The organism is Haliea atlantica (assembly GCF_054779855.1).
In genome coordinates, this window is sequence record NZ_BAAGXL010000006.1 from 267,119 (window position 1) to 290,161 (window position 23,043).

At 67.7% G+C, this 23,043-nt stretch carries 21 protein-coding genes and 1 pseudogene; 8 read left to right on the forward strand and 14 right to left on the reverse strand.

Annotated elements, in window-relative coordinates:
- Positions 1-7: 7 nt before the first annotated feature.
- The 4 genes from ACYVGS_RS07940 to ACYVGS_RS07955 all read right to left on the reverse strand — a co-directional run bounded on the left by ACYVGS_RS07940 (position 8) and on the right by ACYVGS_RS07955 (position 2,832).
- Complete coding sequence (locus ACYVGS_RS07940; RefSeq protein WP_460588130.1) at positions 8-904, reverse strand: NHL repeat-containing protein; 897 nt, start codon at positions 902-904, stop codon at positions 8-10.
- Complete coding sequence (locus tag ACYVGS_RS07945; protein ID WP_460588131.1) at positions 904-1,740, reverse strand: hypothetical protein; 837 nt, start codon at positions 1,738-1,740, stop codon at positions 904-906. The genes ACYVGS_RS07940 and ACYVGS_RS07945 overlap by 1 nt, the downstream gene beginning before the upstream one ends.
- Positions 1,740-1,976 carry a hypothetical protein gene (locus tag ACYVGS_RS07950; protein ID WP_460588132.1) on the reverse strand — a complete coding sequence of 79 codons (237 nt, stop codon included), beginning with the start codon at positions 1,974-1,976 and terminating at the stop codon, positions 1,740-1,742. Before ACYVGS_RS07950 ends, ACYVGS_RS07945 begins: the two co-directional genes overlap by 1 nt.
- Positions 1,977-2,178: 202 nt before the next feature.
- Complete coding sequence (locus ACYVGS_RS07955) at positions 2,179-2,832, reverse strand: midcut-by-XrtH protein (RefSeq protein WP_460588133.1); 654 nt, start codon at positions 2,830-2,832, stop codon at positions 2,179-2,181.
- A gap of 185 nt (positions 2,833-3,017) precedes the next feature.
- On the opposite strand from ACYVGS_RS07955, the gene ACYVGS_RS07960 reads away from it, so the two are divergent.
- Genes ACYVGS_RS07960 through ACYVGS_RS07975 form a run of 4 tightly spaced genes read left to right on the forward strand, consistent with a single transcriptional unit; the run spans position 3,018 to position 7,322 of the window.
- A complete protein-coding gene (locus tag ACYVGS_RS07960) occupies positions 3,018-3,992 on the forward strand; it encodes a UDP-glucuronic acid decarboxylase family protein (protein WP_460588134.1) in 975 nt (324 codons plus the stop codon).
- Positions 3,993-4,021: 29 nt separating this feature from the next.
- Positions 4,022-5,392, forward strand: coding sequence for a lipopolysaccharide biosynthesis protein (locus tag ACYVGS_RS07965; RefSeq protein ID WP_460588135.1), 1,371 nt, complete (start codon positions 4,022-4,024; stop codon positions 5,390-5,392).
- Positions 5,393-5,406: 14 nt separating this feature from the next.
- Positions 5,407-6,309 (forward strand): sulfotransferase family protein, encoded by a 903-nt coding sequence (locus ACYVGS_RS07970; RefSeq protein WP_460588136.1) that lies wholly within the window; start codon positions 5,407-5,409, stop codon positions 6,307-6,309.
- A complete protein-coding gene (locus ACYVGS_RS07975; RefSeq protein ID WP_460588137.1) occupies positions 6,297-7,322 on the forward strand; it encodes a glycosyltransferase family 2 protein in 1,026 nt (341 codons plus the stop codon). Before ACYVGS_RS07970 ends, ACYVGS_RS07975 begins: the two co-directional genes overlap by 13 nt.
- 45 nt (positions 7,323-7,367) lie before the next feature.
- On the opposite strand, the gene ACYVGS_RS07980 is transcribed toward ACYVGS_RS07975, so the two are convergent.
- The 5 genes from ACYVGS_RS07980 to ACYVGS_RS08000 are packed head-to-tail and all read right to left on the reverse strand — an operon-like array spanning position 7,368 to position 13,199.
- Positions 7,368-8,168 carry a WecB/TagA/CpsF family glycosyltransferase gene (locus ACYVGS_RS07980; protein ID WP_460588138.1) on the reverse strand — a complete coding sequence of 267 codons (801 nt, stop codon included), beginning with the start codon at positions 8,166-8,168 and terminating at the stop codon, positions 7,368-7,370.
- On the reverse strand, positions 8,161-9,093 hold the full coding sequence (locus ACYVGS_RS07985) for a sulfotransferase family protein (RefSeq protein ID WP_460588139.1): 933 nt from the start codon (positions 9,091-9,093) through the stop codon (positions 8,161-8,163). Before ACYVGS_RS07985 ends, ACYVGS_RS07980 begins: the two co-directional genes overlap by 8 nt.
- Positions 9,083-10,480, reverse strand: coding sequence for an undecaprenyl-phosphate glucose phosphotransferase (locus ACYVGS_RS07990; RefSeq protein ID WP_460588140.1), 1,398 nt, complete (start codon positions 10,478-10,480; stop codon positions 9,083-9,085). Before ACYVGS_RS07990 ends, ACYVGS_RS07985 begins: the two co-directional genes overlap by 11 nt.
- On the reverse strand, positions 10,474-11,895 hold the full coding sequence (locus tag ACYVGS_RS07995; protein ID WP_460588141.1) for a hypothetical protein: 1,422 nt from the start codon (positions 11,893-11,895) through the stop codon (positions 10,474-10,476). The genes ACYVGS_RS07990 and ACYVGS_RS07995 overlap by 7 nt, the downstream gene beginning before the upstream one ends.
- Entirely contained in the window at positions 11,895-13,199 is a 1,305-nt protein-coding gene (locus tag ACYVGS_RS08000; protein ID WP_460588142.1) for a hypothetical protein, read from the reverse strand. The genes ACYVGS_RS07995 and ACYVGS_RS08000 overlap by 1 nt, the downstream gene beginning before the upstream one ends.
- 219 nt (positions 13,200-13,418) lie before the next feature.
- Here ACYVGS_RS08000 and ACYVGS_RS08005 point away from each other — a divergent pair, with 219 nt between their 5' ends.
- The gene (locus tag ACYVGS_RS08005) at positions 13,419-14,522 is read left to right on the forward strand and encodes a glycosyltransferase (RefSeq protein WP_460588143.1); all 1,104 of its coding nucleotides are present in this window, start codon (positions 13,419-13,421) and stop codon (positions 14,520-14,522) included.
- A 38-nt stretch (positions 14,523-14,560) separates the two neighbouring features.
- On the opposite strand, the gene ACYVGS_RS08010 is transcribed toward ACYVGS_RS08005, so the two are convergent.
- From ACYVGS_RS08010 to ACYVGS_RS08030, 5 genes and pseudogenes are all read right to left on the reverse strand, one after another.
- A complete protein-coding gene (locus ACYVGS_RS08010) occupies positions 14,561-17,791 on the reverse strand; it encodes a DEAD/DEAH box helicase (protein ID WP_460588144.1) in 3,231 nt (1,076 codons plus the stop codon).
- 161 nt (positions 17,792-17,952) lie between these two features.
- Positions 17,953-18,660: a PD-(D/E)XK nuclease family transposase gene (locus ACYVGS_RS08015; protein ID WP_460588145.1), complete on the reverse strand. Its 708-nt coding sequence runs from the start codon at positions 18,658-18,660 to the stop codon at positions 17,953-17,955.
- Positions 18,661-18,818: 158 nt separating this feature from the next.
- Entirely contained in the window at positions 18,819-19,436 is a 618-nt protein-coding gene (locus ACYVGS_RS08020; RefSeq protein ID WP_460588146.1) for a DUF4351 domain-containing protein, read from the reverse strand.
- Positions 19,437-19,495: 59 nt separating this feature from the next.
- Positions 19,496-19,684: pseudogene (locus ACYVGS_RS08025) on the reverse strand (Rpn family recombination-promoting nuclease/putative transposase); the annotation flags it as partial.
- Between the two features lie 152 nt (positions 19,685-19,836).
- On the reverse strand, positions 19,837-20,157 hold the full coding sequence (locus tag ACYVGS_RS08030; RefSeq protein WP_460588147.1) for a thioredoxin family protein: 321 nt from the start codon (positions 20,155-20,157) through the stop codon (positions 19,837-19,839).
- Between the two features lie 107 nt (positions 20,158-20,264).
- On the opposite strand from ACYVGS_RS08030, the gene galE reads away from it, so the two are divergent.
- The 3 genes from galE to ACYVGS_RS08045 all read left to right on the forward strand — a co-directional run.
- Complete coding sequence (galE, locus tag ACYVGS_RS08035; protein ID WP_460588148.1) at positions 20,265-21,272, forward strand: NAD-dependent epimerase/dehydratase family protein; 1,008 nt, start codon at positions 20,265-20,267, stop codon at positions 21,270-21,272.
- A 238-nt stretch (positions 21,273-21,510) separates the two neighbouring features.
- Complete coding sequence (locus ACYVGS_RS08040) at positions 21,511-21,843, forward strand: MarR family transcriptional regulator (RefSeq protein WP_460588149.1); 333 nt, start codon at positions 21,511-21,513, stop codon at positions 21,841-21,843.
- Positions 21,843-23,043, forward strand: a 1,201-nt coding sequence (locus ACYVGS_RS08045) for a mannose-1-phosphate guanylyltransferase/mannose-6-phosphate isomerase (protein ID WP_460588150.1), incomplete at its 3' end; no start/stop codon positions are given. The genes ACYVGS_RS08040 and ACYVGS_RS08045, both read left to right, overlap by 1 nt.

Sequence of the window (23,043 nt, forward strand, 5' to 3'; positions counted from 1 at the left end):
GTTTCTCCTAAGCGGTGAGCAGGTAGCCGCGCCCGGCGACGTGAGCCAGCTGCACAGGGCGGAAATCCTGTCCCAGGTGCAAGGCGGTTGCCTGTTGTTTGCCCGGCGCCAGGGCCTGCAGACGGTTCTGCCAGGTGTCGAGGGTATACAGGCTCTCCGGGCCGGCGGGCACCAGGTGGCGCACACCGGGGGATAGGCCCTCGGCGTAGCGGCCCAGGCAGTCACCCTGCTCGTTCCACACCAGCACGCAGCCGTGGCCCGACTCCAGGCTGTGCAAGTGACCGCGACGGTCGCGGGCCAGGGCAAGCGGGCCGTTGCTCGCGTGTCGCTGCCAGGGCTGGCCGCCCCAGCGGCGCAGGATGCGGCCCTCCAGGTCGATCAGGGTCAGTTGATGGTGGGCGCTGTCCGCCAGCCACAGGGACAGGCCCTCGCTGCCGGCGAGCATGGCGCTCGGGCGCGGTGCGATATCCTGCAATGAGAGACTGCCGCGCGGGGTGCCATCGGCAGCCAGCAACTGCAGCCGGGCTCGCTCGCGGTCGAGCAGAGCCAACTCGCCGCCCGCGAGGGCTACAGCGGCGATATAGGGCGATGCGTGGTGCGGGGCAGGGAGCGCAGTTGACTCGGGGCCGGCAGCGGTATCCGCATTGACCTCGACGGCTTTCGGCAGGGGTGCCAGGGTGCCGCCGCGCAACTCCCGGCTGAGCCGGCCGGTGCGGTCGCTCCACAGCAGTTCGCGCCCGGTGCTCAGCGCACGCCGGCCGGGTTCCAGTTGCACCTGTGTGGAGGCCGGAGCCGCCGACGCCAGGGACAGCGGGGTCAGCAGACTGCTGCCCCCAAGGATGGCGCCGCCGCGCAGCAGGGCACGCCGGCGCAGCGCGGGGCGCAGGTCAGCGTGACTTGCCATCAGCTGCCCTCCTGGGCACACATCAGAGTGATGTTGCTGGGCGGGGTATCCAGGCCGTTGGCAAAGATTTCGCAGCGGGCCTCCCAGGTGCTGGTGCTGATGGGTTGGGAGCGGTACAGGTACTGGTTCTTGCTACAGCTGGCCCCGCCGCTGATCAGCAGCTCACCGGCCAGGCAGGCGCAGTTGTAGCTGCCGTTGCAGCTGCGCAGGGTAACCGCCGCGGCGCTGACCACACCGTCGGCCCCCGCCGGGCCCTGGGGCCCCTGCGGGCCAGGAGCACCGGGTGGCCCGATCGGGCCAGCGGGTCCGACGGGACCGGTCGGGCCGGTTTCACCCTGGGCACCGGTGGCACCGACAGGGCCCTGCGGCCCCTCCGGGCCTTGCGGACCAGCGGGGCCAACTTCACCCTGCGGTCCGGTGGCACCGACGGGACCCTGTGGGCCAGCGGGACCGGTTTCGCCCTGGGCACCGGTGGCACCGACAGGACCCTGTGGACCTTCGGGGCCGGGTTCACCCTGCGGTCCTTGTGGGCCCTCCGGCCCGGGCTCGCCCTGCGGACCTTCCGGCCCCTGGGGGCCCTCGGGACCTTGAGGACCCTCCGGGCCGGGCGGGCCTTCGACACCGGCGGACTCCAGGGTCGTCAGGCGCGTATCCTGGCTGTTGGATTCGTTCGCCAGCACATCAAAGTTCTGGTTGACCTGATTGGCATCGGCGCGGTCGCCGTTGCTGAAGCGGTGGGGGATGTCGATCTGGTCGGCCAGGGCGGACGTGCCGGATAGCGCGGCAGCCAGGCACCAGAGCAGCGCCCGGGCGGGGCGGGAAACAGCAGCCTTCATTATCGAGAATCTCCAGATCGGCGTTGACGCATCCGTCGATGCAAGGGGAGGAGGGCGACCAACAGGGCCAGCAGGCCCAGCAGCGGCCCCGGTAATGCGGGAATGCCAAGGGCATCGAGCACGCCCCAGAGGCTAGTGCCCCAGGTTCCTGTCCCCCAGGTAAAGGCGAAGGCAGGGGTGGCGGAGAGAAGGCCGGCAATCAGGGTTGCCAGGCACGACGATAACCTCCGTGTCATGCTGTGCTCCATGCAGAAGCCTGCGGCTTGCGTCACGTGGGCGCCTGCCGCTGGCGTTATCAGATTGGATTGACGTTAGCAGTGCCAGGTGACTCGGGCCAAAGGTTTTGGCCCGGGCCGTGAGCCAGCGCACAAAACGCAGCCTTTGGCTCCGCCTGGGCGCCAGCGCTCACCACGCATGGCAGACGCCTGGGGCCTCGGCTCAGACTTCCCGCAGCTCAGACTCGAGGCGCGCCGCGCAGACCGCATCGGGCTGCAGCGTGTCGCCAATGGCACAGGCCGGGGCCGGCCCGCCGGCATTGGCAATGGTGGTATCCGGACAGCCGCCGCCGTTGAGGGGCACGATAACGCCGCCGTTGGCTCCACCGTTGACTACACCCCCGTTGACGATGCCACCGTTGGCCACGCCCGCGAGGAAGACAAGTCCCGGGGCCGCCTGGATGTCGATGATTTGCTGGGCGACGCCAGAGGTGTTGCCCACGCAGTTTAGTCCCGGTGACAGATCGCCCTGGCCACCACCGGCCTGGCTGAGGGCGACCTGGGGAATGACCACGATGGCCTGGGCCAATTTGGCGCTACCGGCACCGGTGGCGACGACGCCCACCATCAGGGCAACACCCAGCAGGCCGCTGTCACGCAGCTGGCCGTTGCGGTGCATCCGGTAGACGACAAGCGCCAGCAGAACCGCCAGCAGGCCCAGGGCACCGGCACCCAGGGTGGGTACCGCCGCGGTGGAGAAGGGGCCGTAGGTAATGGTCCCCGCACCGCCCGCTACACCGGCGCTGGCGAGGGGGCTGCTGAGGAGAAGGGTGGCAAGGGCCGGGATCGGGATCCGCCGCGCGAAGCTGCTTTTCATGGGAGTGGCCTTGTTGTTTGTTGTTGTCGATATACAGTCGTTTGTTTTTGTGGCAAACGTTGCTAAAACTCAAGCTCCCATCCTAGTCCTGGCCCGTGGCCCTGTAAAGGCATGAAAAGTCGCAAAAAAGGGGGCAGCGCCGGTTTTTGCGTGCCAAAATGGTGCTTTTCCAATAAAGAGTTCCCATGAATTACTCCCTGCGCAAGCGCGTTCTGGTCACCGGCGGTGCCGGTTTTCTCGGCAGTCACCTCTGCGAGCGCCTGCTCGAGCAGGGTTGCGACGTGCTCTGTGTCGACAACTTTTTCACCGGCACCCGGGACAATGTCCTCCCGCTGCTGGAGAACCCGCATTTCGAGTTGATGCGCCACGATGTCACCTTCCCGCTGTATGTCGAGGTGGACGAGATCTACAACCTGGCCTGTCCGGCCTCGCCGATCCACTACCAGCTGGACCCGGTGCAGACCACCAAGACCAGCGTCCACGGGGCGATCAACATGCTCGGCCTGGCCAAGCGGGTGAAGGCAAAGATCCTCCAGGCCTCCACCAGCGAGGTCTACGGCGACCCGGAGGTGCACCCGCAGTCCGAGGATTACTGGGGCCGGGTCAACCCGGTCGGTCCGCGGGCCTGCTACGACGAGGGCAAGCGCTGTGCGGAGACCCTGTTCTTCGACTATCACCGCCAGCACCAGCTGCCGATCAAGGTGGCGCGTATCTTCAATACCTACGGCCCGCGGATGCACCCAAATGACGGGCGCGTGGTATCCAATTTCATCCTCCAGGCCCTGCGCAACGAGCCGATTACCCTGTTTGGCGACGGCGAGCAGACGCGTTCCTTTTGCTACGTCGACGACCTGGTGGACGGGCTGATGCGCCTGATGGACACCCCGGACGAGGTCACGGGCCCGGTCAACCTGGGCAACCCGGGCGAGTTCACCATGCGCCAGCTGGCGGAGCAGATTGTGCAGCTGACCGGGTCCCGCTCCATCCTGACCCGGCTGCCGCTGCCCCAGGACGACCCGCGCCAGCGGCAGCCCGACATCCGCCTGGCGGGGGAGCTGCTGGGCTGGGAGCCGCGGGTCGACCTGGTGGCGGGGCTGCAGCCCACCATCGATTACTTCCGCCGCCAGCTGGCGGAGAGTGGCGCCCGGCCCCTGCCGTGAGTGCCGCGCCACCTCCCGGACAGCAGCCGGTGGGCAGCGGTCTGATTCCGCGTTTACGCGGTTTCCTCGGCGCGGGCCGTCTGCGCCGAAGCGAGGTGCTGCGCTCCAGCGCGGTGGCCGCGGTGATCCGCGTGCTCGGCATGGGGGTGGTCTTCCTGCTGCAGATCCTGCTGGCCCGGCTGGCGGTGGACGCCACCACCTACGGTGCCTACGCCTGGGGGCAGAACCTGCTCTTCCTGCTGGGCAACCTGTTTGCCCTCGGGGTGCCGGTGATCGCCAGCCGCCAGGTGTCGGTTTTCCTGGCCCGGGGGGAGCGGGAACGCCAGCGGGAGGTGACCCGCGAGGCCCACCGCTGGGTCGGCGGTACCAGCCTGCTTCTGTCGGCACTCGGGCTTTTGCTTGTCTGGCAACTCCCCGACAGCCTGTTTCACAGCCTGTCCCGGGAGGTTGTCTGCCTGGCCCTGCTGACCGCGCCCCTGGTGTCCCTGACCATGCTGCGACAGGCCCTGGCCCGCGCGGGTTCGCGCCTGCTCAGCGCCTTCCTGCCCACCCAGGTCCTGCGGCCACTGCTCACCGGGCTGCTGGCCCTGGTCGCCTTCCTGTGGCTGCAGCGTTCCCTCGAGGCCGTGGATATCCTGGTTGCGCTCTGGCTGAGCCTGGCCGTCGTGCTGCTGGTTCAGCTGTTGACGCCGCCCGGTCATCCGCAAGCCCCCATCGAGGGCGCCGCGACAGCAGAGCGCCGCGAGTTGCCCCGGGGCTTGTTGCGGCAGTCGCTGCCGGTATTCGCGACGCGCCTGGCGGACCTGGCCATGACCTACGGCAACACCCTGATTCTCGGGGTGCTGGGCGGCCCGCTGGCGGCGGGCAGCTTCTTCGTAGCGGAGCGCCTGGCCCAGATCAGCAGCGTACCCGGCTCGGTGACCTCGGCGGTGATCCAGCCCTGGCTGGCCAGCGCCTACGCCGATGACCAGCGCGATCGCCTTCAGCAGGTGATCACCCAGGCGACCCACGTCGGCATCTGGCCGGGCATTGCCGTGGGGCTGGTGCTGATCTGGGCCGGGCATTTTCTGCTCGGCTTGTTCGGCGCCGATTTTGGCCAGGCCTACCCGGTGCTGGTCATGCTGGTGGTGGCGCATGTGTCGGGCAGCGTGCTGGGGCCCTGCCAGCAGCTGCTGTCCATGAGCGGTCGCCAGCAGCTGGTGATGCGCGTGGTCATGGGCGGCGCCGTCGTCCACCTACTGGCCCTGTTGCTGCTGATCCCCACCCTCGGTGCCCTCGGGGCGGCGGTGGCCAGCTGGTGCAGCACCACCTTGATTGCCGTGGCCTGCTGGGTCCTGGTGCGCCGCCGTCTGCAACTCCATAGTGGCCTGCTGTCACCGCGCAGCTGGCACCATCCCTGACTCCAAGGTCGATCATGTCACTGCGAGATTCCCTGCTGTCCCTGCAACACCGTACAAGACGCTTCCAGGCCTTCACGCGCAGACGCCTGCGGCGCCGGGGCATGACCCTCAAGCAGCACTTGCTGCCACCCGGCGTGCTGCCGGATTTTCTGATTATCGGTTCCATGAAGTGCGGCACCACCACCCTGTTCCACATGCTCTCGACCCATCCGGGGGTGGAGCCGCCAGCGACCAAGGAGATTCAGTTCTTCAACCAGCCCTGGAATCACGCCCGGGGAGAAGCCTGGTACCGCGCCCATTTTCCCGGCGAGCAGCGCATGCAGCGCCTGGCCGACCAGCTCGGCTACCGCCCCTTGACCGGCGAGGCGACGCCCGCGATGTCGGTGCCCATGTACGCCGAGAATGCGGCCGCCCTGGTGCCCGGCGCGCGGCTTGTGGTCACCCTGCGCAACCCGGTGGAGCGGGCCTACTCCCACTTTCAGCACATGCGCCACCACCCACGGCCCGAGCGTTTGTCCTTTGCCGAGGCGCTGCGGACCGAGCAGGCGCTGCTGGAGCAGGGGATCAGCGTCAACCCTGACAACTTTCGGCAACACGGGCAGCGGCTGGTCAAGTTCGGCTACCTCAACCGCGGTCGCTATGCCCTGGAGCTGGCGCACTGGCTGCGCCACTTCCCGCGGGAGCAGATGCTGATCCTCAACTTCGATACCTGGAAGCGCGAACCCGAGCAGGCGGCGGCGCGGGTGACCGAGTTCCTCGGGCTACCGCCGCATCCCTACCAGGCGCGCCGCTCCAACCGCGGCGTGTATCCCGAGCCCATGCCCAACGATTGCCGCGAGTTTCTCACCGAGTTCTACCGCCCCTGGAACCGCCAGTTGTTTGATTTACTCGGAGAGGACTGGGGGTGGCCCTCGTGACGCCGGACAGCCGCCCGCTGCCGCGCCTCTCCGTGGTGGTGGACAACTACAATTACGCGCCTTACCTGCGCGAGGCCCTGGACTCGGCGCTGCCCCAGCTGGCGCCGGGGGACGAGCTGATCGTGGTGGACGACGGTTCCTCCGACGGCTCTCGGGAAATCCTGGCCGGCTATGCGGAGGACCCCCGCGTACAGGTGGTGCTCCAGGAAAACCAGGGCCAGCTGGCGGCGATCTTCAATGGGCTGGCGCGTGCCGGCGGCGACCTGTGCCTGCTGCTGGACAGCGACGATTACTTCCTGCCGGGCTATCTCGAGCGGGTGCGCCGGCAGGCGCGGGACAACCCGGATCCGGCACTCTTTTTCTGCAGCTTCCAGGCCGGAGGCGAGAACCCCCGGGGAGTGGCGCAGATGCGCCAGATGCAGGAGCGCATGCGGCTCGAGCCCGGCCCGACCGGCCGCTCGCGCTGCAGCGCGCTGGTACTGGGTGAATACCTGGGGGCACCGACCTCTGGCCTCGCCCTGCGGCGCAGCTTTGTCGAGTTGTTGTTGTCGACGCGCGAGAGCTTCAGTGACTGGATGCCCCTGTCCCCGCGCACCGCGCGCTGGGTGGGCATGCCCCGGGGGGCACATACCGCGCTGCGCCTCGGGGCCGACGGCATCATCGTGCGAGCCGCCTCGATCGCCGATCTGGACAAATGCCACGACCCCGAGCCGGGTTTTTTCTATCGCATTCACGGCGGCAATGCCTTTGCCTCGATGCGCTGGTGGGGGCGCATCTGGGTGCGCCTGCGGCGCAACCACCGCATCGCCGGAATGACCGCGCGGGCCCTCGCGGTCGACCCGCGCCCGGCGCTGGCGGAGGTGGTCGCGGAAGCTGGGCAGCGCAGTCGGCCCCGCTACCGGCGCCGGCGGCTGCGCTTGCGGCTCAACTACGTGCTGGCGGTGCTGATGGCGCGCGGGCCCTGGTGGCGCAAGCCCGCTGCGCTGGTACAGGTACTGCGCGCCTTCGGCTGAGTCGGGCCCGCGGTGCGCGGCGGAAGGAGAACCCGGTGACGGTGGTCAGTCCGTCCCCGGGGCCACGCGGCGCAGGTCGCGGCGCAGTCGCCACCACGGGCCCAGCAGGGCCCAGGGGGTGACCAGGTAGCGCCGCCACAGCCGTCGCGGGTCGTGCAGCAGCCGGTACAGCCAGCCGAAGCCCAGGCGGCTCCAGCGCTCGGGGGGGCGGGCCTGGGCCCCGGTGTAATAGTCCAGGGTGCCCCCCGCCTGCAGGATTGCCCCCGCGTCCAGCGCCTGCCGGTGTGCCAGCACCCAGGCTTCCTGCCGCGGCATGCCCATGCCCACCAGCAGCAGGTCGGGGCGAAAGGCATTGATGGTGTCGATCACCGCGCGGCTGTCCCCGGCCTCGCCGCGCGAGTCAAAGTAGCCGTGGTGAAACCCCGCCGCCAGCTGCGGCCACTCCCGCGCCACCCAGCGTTCAGCGCGGGCCACCACCTCGGGGGCACTGCCCAGGTAGAAGACCCGCACGCCGAGGGACTGGGCCTGGTCGAACAGCGCCGGCAGGCTGTCCATGAAACTGAAGCGGCTGGCCCCGCGCAGGTCGAGGCCGGCGCCGCGCAGCAGCCAGAGCACCGGCACGCCATCGACATAGCAGCGGCAGCACTGGCGATAGAAGTCGTGCACCCGGGTGTCGCGCTGGCAGAGGTAGAGGCTGTGCAGGTTGTGGTGGCCCACCAGCAGCCGGCGCTCCCCGGCCTGCAGGCGGGGCAGCAGCTGCGCCAGCAACTCGGCCTGGGTCTCCGGCTGGATGCCGCAGCCGGCGAAAGTGCGCACGGCCTTCCCCTGCAGGCGGGGGTCAGCCATTGGCGCCTCGCCCCGCTGTCAGCCAGTGCCGCAGGTCGCGACCGGTGAGGGCCTCCAGCTCGCGGATCTCGTCGGCAAATTCGGCCGTCAGCCGGGCTTTATCCTCGGCGTCCATGGGCGGCAACTTCTGCAGGTTGACCGCGTCCACCTGCCCCTTGACCCAGGCGGTGAAGCCCAGGGGCAGCAGGGCCTTGATCGCGCGCTTGAAACCCTCGGCGCGCAGGACCTTGTGCAGCAGACGGCTGCGGGGCATGCCCGAGCGGTTCTGCCGGTGGGCCGTGGGCGCGGGAATTGCCTGAATACCCAGGAAGTCGCAGCACTGCCGCCAGAGCCGTTCCGGGTGGTCCCGCAGGTCTTCGTAGAACAGCACCAGTACCCGCTCGCGCCCGAAGACCTCGCGGTAGTGGCGCAGGTAGCGGGCGTAGTGCCCCATCTCGCGGTAGCGCAGCAGGTGAGAGGGATTGCTGCGCGTGGCTTCGGCGTCGAGGGCGTCGGCGAAGCGCTCGCAGGGTTCCTCGCCGTCGCGCCGGGCGTGGCTCCAGGCGGAGTAGGCGCGCTCTGCCGGCTGGCGCAGGATCATCACGATGCGCGCCTCCGGGCTGTAGGCGCGCAGGCGCTCGGCGCAGCCCGGCTCCGAGAGGTACCAGGTGCTGGCTTCCCCCAGCACGCTTTGACGCGCATCGGTGTCGCGAAACAGGTCGAGATAGGCCGCCTCCGAGCGGACCACCCAGCTCGCGGCGTGGGCCAGGCGCCCGTAGCCGTCGAGACCGGTGTAGCCGGCCTCGCCAAAGGCCAGGTAGCCCGGCTCCTTGGGCGTGGACATGAACACCTCGGGGTGCTGGCGGAGCATCACCGCCAGGGTGGTGGTGCCGCTTTTCTGGGCCCCCACCAGGAACAGGTTGGGCCGTCGTGTTTCAGTAGGCATTGCGGCCCCCCCAGCCGATCAGTGCAGTGCGCATAAGGATGTACAGGTCCAGGCCCAGGGACCAGTGTTCAATGTAGTAGAGGTCGTGCTGCAGGCGGCCGGCCATCTTTTCCAGGGTATCGGTCTCGCCCCGGTAGCCGTTGATCTGCGCCCAGCCGGTGATGCCCGGCAGCACCCGGTGGCGCTGCATGAAGGTGCCCAGGCGCAGGGCGTACTCCTCGTTCAGGGCCACCGGGTGCGGGCGCGGCCCGACCAGGGACATCTCCCCGCGCAGCACGTTGATCAGCTGCGGCAGCTCGTCCAGGCTGCTGCGGCGCAGAAAGGCGCCCACCCGGGTGATGCGCGGGTCGTCCCGGCTCGCCTGGCGGTGGTCCCCGGGATTGTCGTGGTGAAACATGCTGCGGAACTTGAGCACCGGAATGATGCGCCCGCCACCGCCGTGGCGCGGCTGGCGAAACAGCACCGGCCCGGGGGAGTCGAGGCGGATGGCCAGGGCAATGCCCAGCAGCAGCGGCGACAGCAGCACCAGCAGCAGGGCCGAGAGCACCCGGTCCATGACGGCCTTGATCAGGGCGTCGGGGCCGTCCAGGGGCGTGGCGTTGAGCTCGATCAGGGTGATGCCCTCGACCTGGCTGGGGCGCTGGCCGATCAGCTGCAGCACACTCAGGTCGGGGACGTAGCGCACCGGCAGGCTGTACAGGCGCAGGCGGGTCACCAGGTCTTCGTCACCGGGCCCCGGCGCCTGGTCCGGGGCCAGCCACAGTTCGTCGACGGGAGTCTCGCTGGCGGCGAGCAGGCCCTCCAGTTCATCGAGACTCCCCAGGGGCAGGACGGCGGGCACGCTGTCCCGCGCCTCCAGCGGAGTCTCCCCGGGCAGCGAGACGCAGCCCACCACCCGCACCCGGGGCGAGGCGGCCAGGCGCTGGCACAGCGCCCCGGCCAGCTTGCCGCTGCCGAGCACCAGCACCTGCCGCAGCGGGCTTGCGCTCAGGGGGCGGCAGGCCAGGCGCCACAGGGCCATGGCCAGCAGCGCCAGGGCGAGCCAGCCGGCCATCCACAGGCGGGAAAAGTCGGCGGTGCTCTTGGTCAGGGCTGCCAGCAGCACCAGGCTTGCGAACACCGCGATCACGCCGGGGCCAGCGGCAATGACCCCGCGCAGGGGATGGCTCCACAAGGCGGAGCGGTAGGCGCGCGCCGCGGGCAACAGCACCAGCGCGAGCAGCATCCCCAGGACCGTGGCCGTCAGGTAATTGGGCGGCATCTCCCCGCGCTCGAAGCGCCACCACCAGGCGGCGTAGCTGGCCAGCCCCAGGGCGAGTGCGTCCAGTAAAGGCGCCAGGCGCAGGGCGGCGGGGTTGTCGGCGGGCGGGGGTGTCGGGCTCAGCATCGCCCCGCTCCCTGCGCGCGCAGCAGCGGTGCCAGTCGGGCGAAGGCGACGTAGACGGCCAGCGGCACCACGTAGAGGAAGGCGCGGTGGAAGGTGACCCCCACGCTCACGTTCCCGGCGTACTGGGTAAAGCCGAACACGAAGACCAGCAGGGCGGTGCCGGCGACCAGCAGGAACAGGGCGATATCACAGAGACTGCCGCGGCCGGGCAGCACCAGGCTGGCGGCGAGGGCGGCCACCACCAGTACCCCCAGCAGGTGCCAATTGGCACCCAGGAAGAAGGTCTCGCCGAGGTAGGGCAGCAGGGGGCTCAGGCGCAGCTTCAGGTCGGGCAGATTGCCCGGCAGGTCCAGCGCCGGGCGGGCATCCATGGCCGCGACCCAGTCCGGGTTCAGGCCTGCCAGCAGGCCGGCGAGCAAGAGGGCCAGGCCCGCCAGGGTCGGCGCTAGCAGCCAGCGCAGGGGCGGGCGCCAGTAGACCAGCAGCAGGCCGCCGAGCAGCAGTGCGGCAAAGCCCAGCCCCGGGTTTTTCAGCAGCCCGCAGAACAGGGACATGGCGACGGCCAGTAGCGCGTAGCCCGGACGGCCGCTGGCCTGTAACTGTGCCAGGGCGAGTACCCCGAGGGTAAACGCCACCCCCAGCCAGAGGTCGGCGTAACCCGCGAGCATCATGTGGGATGCCGGCAGCGGCATGCTGAGCAGGGTGTAGACCGCGAGGGCGGCGAGGACGCGCCCGGCCCCGGCTTCGCGCAGGTGACCCCACAGGGCCAGCGCCATCGCCGGCCCCAGCAGCAGCCAGGGCAGGTAGACCAGGGTGTGGTCGGCGCTGCCCGCACCGAGCATGTGCCAGAGCAGCAGGAGGGGAATGCCCGGCGGGTAGTTGCCGGCGGGGCGGTTGCCGAGGGTGTACAGCTCCTCCCCCGGGGCGGTTTGCAGCCAGGCCTCGGGCGAGCCGAAGGCGGTCAGCTGGGCATGCTCGAACCAGACCACCGCCCGCGGCGCCCAGTTCATCCAGGCGTCCCAGGGGAAGAGCGGGCGCAGGGCCAGCTCCTCCGCCATCAGGCTGCCGCGCAGCCCGAGGAAGAGCAGCAGCGGCAATAGCCAGAGGGCGTCGCGCCAGCCCAGGGACGGCAGCCGCGGACGCGCCGGGGCGCGCCAGAGGGAGGGTGCGCCGAATACCAGGGTCAGCAGCGCCAGCAAACCGGCCAGCGGCCACCAGGCCAGATCCAGGCCCGCGCGATCCCAGGCCAGCAACAGCAGCACCACCAGCAGTTGCCCCAGCAGGTAGCCGTGTCCCAGGGACAGGGTCCAGGGTGACTTCGGCAAGAGCAGGCGCAGCAGGGCGGTGCCCGCCAGCCAGGGCAGCAGCGTCGCCAGCAACAGGCCGCTCAGGCTGATTCCATCGAGCAGGGGCATCAGGGCTGTCCCTCCATGGGCAGGGGGGCCTCCAGCCGGTACAGCGCGCCGAGGGGGTGCTTGAGCAGGCGCGTGGCGCGATAGCGGAAGAAGGCGTCCTCCAGCAGGCCGTTCACGACATCGAACTCGACCGCCGTGGCCGGCTCGAGCAGAAGAACATGGTCACCGGGGCGCATCTGCCCGGGGGGCAGCAGGTAGCGACCGTAGTTGTGGATGTTCAGGGGCAGCAGATGAAACTGCAGGCGCAGGCGGTGGTACTTGTGGCCGACATCCAGGTCGTTGAGCAGGAACACCCGCTTGCCCCGCAGGGGCGCCAGCTGCTGTTGCAGCTCGGCCGCGAAGGCCTGCAGGTTGGCGTCATCTTCGCGCTGGTGCTTGGCCTGCTGGTCCAGCCCGGCGTAGCGCGCCCGGGTCACATCCAGCTGCTGCTGCAACTGTTCCTGCCACAGCAGGTCGAGGCACAGCCAGGGCAGGAAGACGCTGCACAGGCCGGCAATCACCGGGCCCCGGGGGTTCCGGTAGCCCCGCGTCAGCAATACCCAGGTGACCAGGATCAGCAGGGCCAGGCCGGCCCAGAGGGCGGCCGCCGCGCCGGGCTCCCAGATCGTCGCGCCCCGGCCCGGGTCATAGCGGTTGGTGGAGGACTGCAACCAGGGCACGAAGCGCCGCCACTCCTCCAGCGCGCGCTGCGCCACCGTGTTTCGGTCTGTTGCGGCCAGAGTCAGCGAGTGCAAGGTCAGCGCTTGCGGCTTGCCGCGCCCAAACACGCCGACCGCCACCTCCAGGATCTGTCCCTCCCAGACATCGTCGGCGGGCAGGGTGTGCCAGCTGACCCCGTTGGGCAGGTTCTCCAGCTTGATAAAGCGCTGCTGGGTCGGCGCGGTGGTGGTGCGCCAGAATAGCAGCACCTGCTGCCGGGGCTGCACACCCTCGAGGTGCAGGCGCAGCTGACTGAATGCCTCTGCGGGCAAAGGTGCGTCCAGGCCCGAGCGGGTATCCGCGCTGAACACGCCCTCGCCAATCCATGCGCCATTTCGCCGGGCGGGCTTCAATTCGAGGATGCTCAGGCTGCCGTCCTCGCCGGGTTCAGCACGGCGCGCGACCACGGCGCGAAAATCCTCGCCCTTGAGTCGCAGCGTGTCGCCGGCCGGTGTCGGGCGCAGGTCGTCGGGGTAGAACAGCGGGATGCTCAGCCACAGCAGCGCCAGGGCGAGCAAGGGGGGCAGGATAACCAGCAGGGCCGTGTGCCCCCATCTGCCTGCCCGCCGCGGTGATTGTTGCTTGTGCCCTGCCGTGTCGGTCATGCGTCCGGTGCCCTGCCTCTTGCTCAGGGGATTGTACGCGTATCCGGTGGCAGGGCCAGAGATGGGGGGCGGGGGATTGGGGAAATCTCGAGAAAGTGCCCGCGGAGACGCGCGCGGGCCTGTGCCGGCGACAGGCGTGGGGGCGGGGTCGCACGCCCTGCGATGCTCCTGCCCGGGTGCTCATGTATCCTTGCAAGCCCTGGCATACGACTGGACGCCGTGAAAATCTCCCTGCTCATGATCAGCTTTGCCGGCGGCGGCGTCACCCGTGTGATGCTGAGCCTGGCGGAAGGCTTGTTGAGCCGGGGTATCGCGGTGGACCTGCTGGTGCTGCGGGCCTCGGGGGAGTTTTTGCCGCAGGTTCCCCCGGGTGCCAGGGTGGTGGACTTGCGCGCCGCCAGCACCCTGCGGGCCTTGTTCCCCCTGTTGCGCTACCTTGCCAGGGAGAGACCCTCGGCCGTGCTGTCGGCGACCACGCGAATCAACTGCGCCGCCGTGTGCGCCTGGTGGCTCGCGGGCCGTCGCGGCCGGCTGGTGCTGAGTGAGCACACCACACCGAGTCACTTTCTGCGTACACAGCGGGGCATCAGCGCGCGCCTCGTGCCCCGCCTGATGCGCTGGAGCTACCCACATGCCAGCGCCGTCGTCGCAGTGTCCCGCCAGGTTGCCGACGATGTCGCTGCCTGTGCCGCCCTGGACCCGCGCCAGGTACGGGTTGTGCATAACCCGGTGGTCAGCGAGCAGCTCCATGCGCAGGCGAACGAAGCGCTGCAGCACCCCTGGTTTGAGCCCGGCGCCGCCCCAGTCATGCTCGCGGTCGGTCGTCTGTCGGTGGAGAAAGATTTCCCGGTCCTAATCAGGGCCTTTGCCCGTGTGCGGAAGCAGCGCGAGGCGCGCTTGCTGATTCTCGGGGAAGGCGCGGAACGCGCGGCGCTGCAGGCCGGCATCGATCGACTGGGCCTGGCCGAAGACGTTCAACTGGCGGGCTTTGTCGATAACCCCTACGCCTACATGCGCGCCGCCGACGTGGTCGTGCTCAGCTCGCGGACCGAGGCGATGCCCACGGTCCTGATTGAGGCGCTGGCCTGTGGGGCGACAGTGATCGCCACCGACTGCCCCCACGGTCCCGCGGAGATTCTCGAAGGCGGCCGCTGGGGGCGGCTGGTCCCGGTAGGCGATGTCGTGGCCATGGCCTCGGCCATCGAGGCGGCATTAGCGACACCTCGTGATGGCCGTGGGCGGGAGCGCGCGGCGCACTTTTCCCGGGAGGCCGCAGTGGTGGGCTACCTGGCGGTACTGGGGGTGAGACAGGACCCTAACTGAGGACGGAGTAAGCACAGCTTCCTGTGCAGCTTCCCCGCTTATTCCAGCAATGCCAATAGCGCCTCGCCATCCTTGGGCAAACCCGCGGTACCAGTGTCATCGAACAGCGTATTCGCCAGGTCGCGCTTTTCCCCCTGCAGCTGCTGGATACGCTCCTCCACCGTGCCGGCGGCGATCAGCTTGTAGACAAACACTGGCTTGTCCTGGCCGATGCGGTGGGCGCGGTCGCTGGCCTGGGCCTCCACCGCCGGGTTCCACCAGGGGTCCAGATGAATCACCACATCCGCGGCGGTCAGGTTGAGGCCGCTGCCGCCGGCCTTGAGGCTGATCAGGAACACGCTCACCTCGCCCTGCTGGAAACGGTCGATGGCAGCCTGGCGCTTGCGGGTGCGCCCGGTGAGCTTGCTGTAGTCGATACCCAGGGCCTTGAGCTCGCCTTCCACCAGCCCCAGTACCTCGGTGAACTGGGAGAAGATCAGCAGGTTGCGGCCTTCCTCCAGCAGCTGCGGCAGGGCCTCCCGCAGCCATTCCAGCTTGGCGCTCTCACGAATGCCGCGGGCCTTGTCTAGCTTGACCAGGCGCGGGTCGATGCAGGCCTGACGGAGTTTCAGCAGGGCATCCAGAAAGGCGATATGGCTGCGCGCCATACCCTGCCTGGCTATCAGATCGCGGATGCGCTTCTGCATGCTCACCCGGATGCTTTCGTAGAGGGTACGCTGGCGCCCCGAGAGCTCCACGTATTCGATGGTTTCGGTCTTCGGCGGCAACTCGGCCACCACCTCGGCCTTGGTTCGGCGCAGCAGGAAGGGCGCTACCCGCGCCGCCAGTTGCCGCTGTCGTTCGCGATCGCCGTGGTTTTCGATCGGGGTGCGAAAGTGCTGGCGAAAATGCTGCTGCCCGCCGAGCAGGCCGGGCAGGGCGAAGTCCATCAGCGACCACAGCTCCCCCAGGTGATTCTCCAGGGGTGTGCCGCTCAGGCACAGGCGGCAGGGGGCATACAGATGACGCATTTCCCGCGCTAGCTTGGTATTGGGGTTCTTGATCGCCTGGGCCTCGTCCAGCACGATCAGGCTGAACTCCCGCTCGCGATAGACCTCGCGGTCACGCAGCAGCAGGGGGTAGGTGCTCACCACCAGGTCCTGCTGGTCGATGCTGTCGAAATGCGCCTTGCGATCAGGCCCGTGGAGCAACAGCTTGCGCAGGGTTGGGGCGAAGTGTGCCGCTTCGCGCAACCAGTTGGCCGCCACGCTGGTGGGGGCTAGCACCAGAGCCGGGCGCTGCAGCTGCCCCTCGTCCTTCAGGTGCTGGAGCAGGGCCAGGGTCTGCAGGGTCTTGCCCAGCCCCATGTCATCCGCCAGGATGCCGCCGAAACCGTGCCGGTAGAGAAAGTAGAGCCAGTCCAGCCCCTGCTGCTGGTAGGCGCGCAATGCGGCCTGCAGATGCGGCGAAGGCGGTACCGCCTCCAGACCGCGAAACTCCCGCAGCTGTGCCGCCAACTGGCGGGTCAGTGGTGCTTCGCGGTCGTCGAGCGCGGCGGACTCGGGCAGCTGCGCCGCCCGAAAAGCGGGCAGGCGTATTGGACCGTCCAGGGGCTGTTCGCCAAACAGGGACTCAATCAGGTCGCGCAGGCCCTGCAGGGGGCGGGCATCGAGTTGCAGCCAGCCTTCCTCGGTGGGTATCAGCAGGTCGTCGGGGGCGCCGTTCTCCAGCCAGTGGGCGACCAGTGTCTCCGTGGGCAGTTTGCGCTCCCCCAGGTTGAGGGACAGCTCAAAGTCGAACCAGCTGCGCTCGGCGTCACGGATGCTCAGGTCCATCTGCAGGGTGTGGACGGGGATGTGGTAGTCGACATCGGTGTCGATCTGCCAGCCCTCGTCCTGAAGCTGGGGCAGGGCCTCTCGCTCCAGTATTCGCCAGCGGCGCAGCAGCTCGATACTGGTGTCTGAGTTCACGGTCCAGATATTGGCGTGCTGGCCTATCTGGTCATACAGGGCCAGCCCCAGGTCGACCAGCTGGTCGCCATAGGCGATTTCCCGCTCCCAGTCGCGCGCGACCAGATAATCCTGCCCTTCGCAATGCTGGAAGCTGTCCCAGTTCATTGCGGCCCCGGGCTGATACATGGCCTCGACGCGCACCGGCCCGTAGCTAAAGTGCAGCAGCGCGCCGGGCACGCGATAGCCGGCGCCGGCGTCCGCGGCCACCAGGATCAGGTGGGGTACCGGGGTATCCAGGGTGAGGATATCCGGCTCTTCCGGCAGCGGCAGGGTGGTGGCGGGGAAATGCTGCCGCAGTTGCTGACCGACCCGACCGAGCTCGGCGTTGCTCACCGGGGGCATGTCCAGCAGCAGGCGCAGCTGGCTGGCGGGCATGTCGCTGGCCAGCAGGCCCAGCTCACCGCGGCGGGGGTCGAGGTAGAGCGGCGGGCTCACGTCGATAAATTGCCAGCTCTCCCTTGCCTCCAGGGCCCCGGAACCTTTCGGCTCTTCCCCTTCTTCCGCTTCTTCCAAGCCGCCCAGATCCGCCGGTTCGGCATGCAGCTGCCAATGGCCTGCCTCCTCGCGCCACTGCCACTGCAGGCCGCGCGCCGGACCCAGGCGCAGCGGCGCAGTGCTGGCGGGGTCATGCAGGTAGAGCCGCCCGGTGGCCAGGGCCCGCTGCAGCACAATGCTGCCGGTTTCATCGGCGGGCCGAAAACCGGTGGAGAGGCGTTGATGCCCCAGCATCTTCAGAATTTCGGCGTCGACGTTCTGCATATAGGCCGGCTGCAGATAGGCGTAGTCGTAGGGGGAAGGATTGAACACGCGCAGCTGGCTCCACTGGCCGTTTTTCTTCAGATAGCCCTTCAAGGTGAGTAGCTGGGGCAGGGGAAGTCTCGACCCGGAACGATCGATCAGCTGCAGCTGGTACAGCATGTGGCTTTTCGCCGGTGCGGGAGGTGCCGGGGCGATATCGGCGGCTTCATCCAGCTGTCGCAGCCAGTGTTCGATATCCACCTGCGGACTTGCCGGCACCTGCTCCAGCCACTGGTAGGCTGTGGCCACCCCATGTTTGCAGTCCATGCCCACCGGGCAGCTACAGTCGGAGGTCAGGAGGTCGTCGTGGGTGTACAGGTGCGTGTGGTAGCGCTTGTTGCCGGAGCCGCGCACCTCGGCATGGATGCCCTGCTCATGAGCGTTCAGGATGCCTACCCGCCCCTCACGAAAATAGTTGCGCCCGCGTGCCAGGGTGGTGGGCCCGGCCATGCTCTCGATCTGGCTGAGTGTCAGTTTCATGGCGGGGGATTGTAGAGCAAGTTACGGGCAGCGTAACTTGCCAGTTAACGGATTTTCTTGAGAGTTTGCGAGGCTCCCGTCAGGCCCCTAGCCCTGGCTGCCCGCAAACACCTACTCAAGGCTGCCTGCCTCCAGCCCCTCCCGCCGAGCGGACCCGATACTTAGGTTCCAGTTGATGCGGCCCCATTCGCGGGCCTCGGCCAGGCGCTGGGCCGCTCTTCGTCGGCACTGAGCTGCCGGATGCTGCTCATGGCCTTTTTGACCGGCTCGTGCGTAACATCTGAGATGATCGACTCCTCCTGCCAATGCTGGAAAAAGCGCACCCAGTCCCCGGCGGTGGCGGGTGCCTGTCCCAGGCGATCGGCCTTTTTCAGTTCAATCACGGTCAATTGTAGCTCGCTTCCCAGCAGCACGTCAGGCAGGCTGGCATCGCGCATTTCGAAGCGCCAGAGTGCCTGTTGCCGCTGGGCGTTGTTGGCCAGGAATAGATCGAAATCCAGTAAATGGATCCCGATGGCGCTGGTCATGGCCTGGTACTCCTCGCCGGCAGCGAGAGCAGGCGTGCTAGGTAAAACAGGCTGCGGGCATCCCAGTCGCAGCTGTCGCTGCACCTGCATTTCGATGTTGTACTGGTGCCCGTTGACACAGCGGGCGCGGACGTCCAGCACAATGCCCTTGCTGCCTAGTTCCGAAGCGTCGATGGTCGGATTCAGAATTTCCACCGACTCGACCTGCATCAGATCCGGCCTCAGGTCGTTGATCAGGGCGACCGTCAGCTCCGGGTCCCCGCGAAAAGGCGCTTGAAAACGTAGTCGTTTTTCGGATCCAGCAAGGTCAACATGGCGCCCTCCGTGGCGGCCAGTTTTCACTTCCTGCAGATGATTTCCTCAGCAAGCCGGTAGACTATGGGGCAGGGCGCCCGGCCTGGCAAGGTAGTGCCCGAATCTGATGGAAAGAACGTTTCCGCGGAGATTTTGCCGAAAAATGATGCCTGTCGCTGGAACAGGCTCGGGCGGCCTAATACTGATCAGGCCTTTGTGTCCGATGCGCCTTCGAATACCTCTTCGAGGCTGCCTGCCACGAGAACCTCGTCCGCCCAGGCTTCCAGCTGCTGCGCAGTAGCCGATGCCAGCCGTTCAGTTGCCCAGGCGGGCAATTCCCCAAAGCGTCGGGTTAGCTGCCGCTCCAGCACATGGCGCTCACCCTCGAGTCGGCCCTGGAGTTGTCCCTCCAGCCGCTCCTTCTCACCCAAATACTTCCAATTTTGCGCCAGCATATCTTTCTCCTCCACCACACTGTTCAGCTGCTCCAGCTCCGCACCTGCCCCCAGCCACCGCAGATGTCGCTTCAGCCAGCGGGTGACGATGGCATCGGTGCGCTGCTTGTTCGGGTCGGCCTGGAGGATCTCCACGATGCGATCCACCGCCCGCTGCAGTGACTCCAGGTTCCGCGAGGCATTTTCGATGCCGAAGACCCCGCTCAGGGGCGATTGTCGGGCAGCCAATTCCTCTTCAGTATAGCGTCCCTCGTCAACCAAGTAGAAGCGCAAGTGGGGCTGGTACACCCGCAGAAACTCGGGTGGTTCTGGTTGGATCCGGTCGTAAATGTTCTGTCGCGCCGTCCAGCGCGGTGAGCCGTTGTACAATACGATCGGCAGTACCGGCGGCAGGCCCGCGAGCTGAGCCCCTGCCAGTCGATCTGCACCGACCAGACCACGTCTTCGAACTTCTCCTCAAACAGCGGCGTGACATAATTACCGCTGTGGATCTGCAGGGTGTCGAAATCCATCAAAGCGGCGATTTCGGGCGGCGCAAAACCCTCCATCAGTTGCTGGACAAATTCCGGATGACTGAACAGTTCCTTGTAGCCGGTATCGTGTTGATGACTGGCCATGGCGCCCTCCGTGGCGGTGCGGGTCAGTGTCTGGTGCCCTCGAGTTGCAGGTCCTGACCCTTAGGGGCACAGCTCAACTCTGGAACAGGGCAGAGCCGCTGGCAAGCGCTTGGCCACATCTGATGAAACGGGCATCTCTACGGAGAGTTTGCTCAGAAATGATCCCCAAACAAACGCACCACCTCCGCAACCGACTGCGGCCGCACCACCCGCGCCACCTCGACCCCATCGCGCAGCAACACCAGGGTCGGCCACAGCTTCACCCGGAACGAGCGGCCCAACGGGCGGCCGGGGCCGTCCTCGATTTTCAGGTGTTGCAGCGGCGGCGCACCGGCGAGCGCCTCGCGAATGCGCGGCTGCGCCCCCTGGCAGTGGCCGCACCAGTCGGTGCCGAACTCCAGCAGCACCAGGCCGGGGAGGGCATCGACCTCGGCGCGGCCGAGGGTCTCGGGGGTGTAGGGTTCGCTGGGCATGGGGTGACATCCTGTGCGCTGGCAAAGACAGCGCCCATTGTGCCGTGCGAAAATGGCCCTGTCCCTGCCTTTGCAGTAACTATTTTCTCGGCTAATAGGGCTCATTCATGCATATCCTCGTCACCGGCGGCGCCGGTTATATCGGCAGCCACACCTGTGTGGTGCTGCTGGAAGCCGGGCACACGGTGACCGTGCTCGACAACCTGTGCAACAGCGCCGCCGAAGCCCTGCGCCGGGTCGAGGCCATCACCGGCCGCAGCCTGCGCTTTGTGGAAGGGGACATCCGCGACCCGGCCAAGCTGGCCCAGGCCCTGGAGGGTGGCGTCGAGGCGGCGATTCACTTCGCCGCGCTCAAGGCGGTGGGGGAGAGCTGCGAACAGCCCCTGGCCTACTTCGACAACAACATCAGCGGCACCATTGCGTTGATGCAGGCGATGGACGCGGCGGGGGTGCATCGGCTGGTGTTTTCCTCTTCGGCCACGGTCTATGGCGATGCCAAGACCAACCCGGTGGACGAGCAGGCGTCGCTGGCGGTGACCAATCCCTATGGGCGCACCAAGCTGGTGATGGAGCAGCTGATCGGCGACTGGTGTGCCAGCCAGAGTGCCGCCAGTGCGGTACTGCTGCGCTACTTCAACCCGGTGGGCGCCCACCCCAGCGGCCGTATCGGCGAGGACCCGCAGGGCGAGCCCAACAACCTGATGCCCTTTGTGGCCCAGGTGGCGGTGGGGCGGCGGGAGCGCCTGCGGGTCTACGGCAACGACTATCCGACCTCGGATGGCACGGGGGTGCGCGACTATATCCATGTCATGGACCTGGCCCGGGCGCATGTGCAGGCGGTGGAATACGCCGCCGGGAATCATGGTTGCCGCGCTTTCAACCTGGGTACCGGTCGCGGTTACTCGGTGCTGGAGGTGGTTCGCGCCTTCGAGCAAGCCAGCGGCCGCCCGGTGCCCTACGACATCGTGGCCCGGCGCCCGGGGGATGTGGCGGCCTTGACGGCTGATCCGTCACTGGCGGAGGCGCAGCTGGGTTGGCGAGCCGAACTGGGTATCGAGCGGATGTGCGAGGATGCCTGGCGCTGGCAGAGCGGGAATCCGGAAGGCTACGGTTGAGCGCTTTCCCGGTAAATCCACGCGCGGTGCTTGCAATCATTTTCCAGTCTCGCTAGCCTGTTCAGAAGCTGAACAGGCTAGGTATCAGGGTATTCGTGCCCAGGCACCAGCCAAACCAGCACCCCAAGGCAACACTGCCAGAAACCCGGGAAGCACCCAGCGCGTGCATTCCCTGCGGTAGCCTGCCCGGCCCCCGGATTTCACGCCGAAATACGCCAAATCAGCCTCGAATAAGATCATGTCCACTACCGAACAGCACCTGAAAGTCCTGCGCCTGTTGCAGGACCAGCCGGATATCACCCAGCGCCAGATGGCCCAGGAGCTGGGTATCAGCCTGGGTGGGCTGAACTATTGTCTCAAGGCCCTGGTGGGGAAGGGCTGGGTGAAGGTGGAGAACTTCAGCCGGAATCCGAACAAGCTGAAGTATGCCTACCTGCTGACGCCGCGGGGGGTGAGGGCGAAGACGAAGCTGACTGCGCACTTTTTGAAGCGGAAGATGGCGGAGTATGAAAACTTGAAGGCAGAGATAGAGCGCCTCAAGGCGGAAGTCGAAACCAGCCAAGGAACCTGATGTTAACCCCCGTATTGCTCTGCGGCGGTGTAGGCAGCCGACTCTGGCCAGTCTCCCGCGAGCTTCATCCCAAGCAGTTCCTGCCCCTGGTGGGTGAGCTGTCCATGTTACAGGCAACCCTGGCGCGCACTGACGGCCTGACGGCGGCCCCGCCGGTGGTGGTGTGCAATGAGGAACACCGTTTCATGGTGGCCGAGCAGCTGCGTCAGGTCGATCTCAAGCCCGGTGCGCTGCTGCTGGAGCCCGAGGGTCGCAACACGGCGCCAGCCGTGGCCCTCGCGGCGCTGCGCGAGCTGGCCCGTGACCCCGATGCGCTGTTGCTGGTGCTGCCGGCGGACCACCTGATCCGCGACGTGGCGGCCTTTACCCAGGCGGTCAGCGTGGCGCTGCCCCTGGCCCGCGCCGGTCGCCTGGTCACCTTTGGTGTGGTGCCGAGCCACCCCGAGACCGGCTACGGCTACGTGCGCTGCGGCGCGAGTCTCGGCGACGACAGCTTTGCCCTGGACAGCTTCGTGGAAAAACCCGACCTGGAGACGGCCCAGGCCTACCTGGAGAGCGGCAGTTACCTGTGGAATGCCGGGATGTTCCTGTTCCGGGCGTCAAGCTACCTGGAGGAACTGGCCCGTGAGCAGCCGCAGATGGTGGAACAGTGCCGCGCCGCCATGGCGGGGGCCGCGGTGGACCTGGACTTCATTCGCCCGGACAGCGAGGCCTTCCTGGCCTGCCCCGCGGACAGCATCGACTACGCGGTGATGGAACACACCGACAACGGTGCGGTGGTGGCGCTGGACTGCGGCTGGAGCGATGTCGGCGCCTGGTCTTCCCTGTGGGAGGTGGCCGAGCGCGACGACAGCGGCAATGCCACCCAGGGCGACGTGCTGCTGGACAACTGCCGCGACAGCTATTTCCGCAGTGAATCGCGCCTGGTGGCGGCCACCGGGGTGGACAACCTGGTGGTGGTCGAGACCCCCGACGCGGTGCTGGTGGCCGATCGCGAGCGGGTCCAGGACGTCAAGCACATCGTGGCGCAATTGAAGGCCGCGGGCCGGCAAGAGGCCGTTCTTCACTCCCGGGTCTACCGGCCCTGGGGCAGCTACGAGACCCTGGTCTGCGCCGAACGCTTCCAGGTCAAGCGGATTATCGTCAACCCGGGCCAGACCCTGTCCCTGCAGATGCATCACCACCGGGCCGAACACTGGA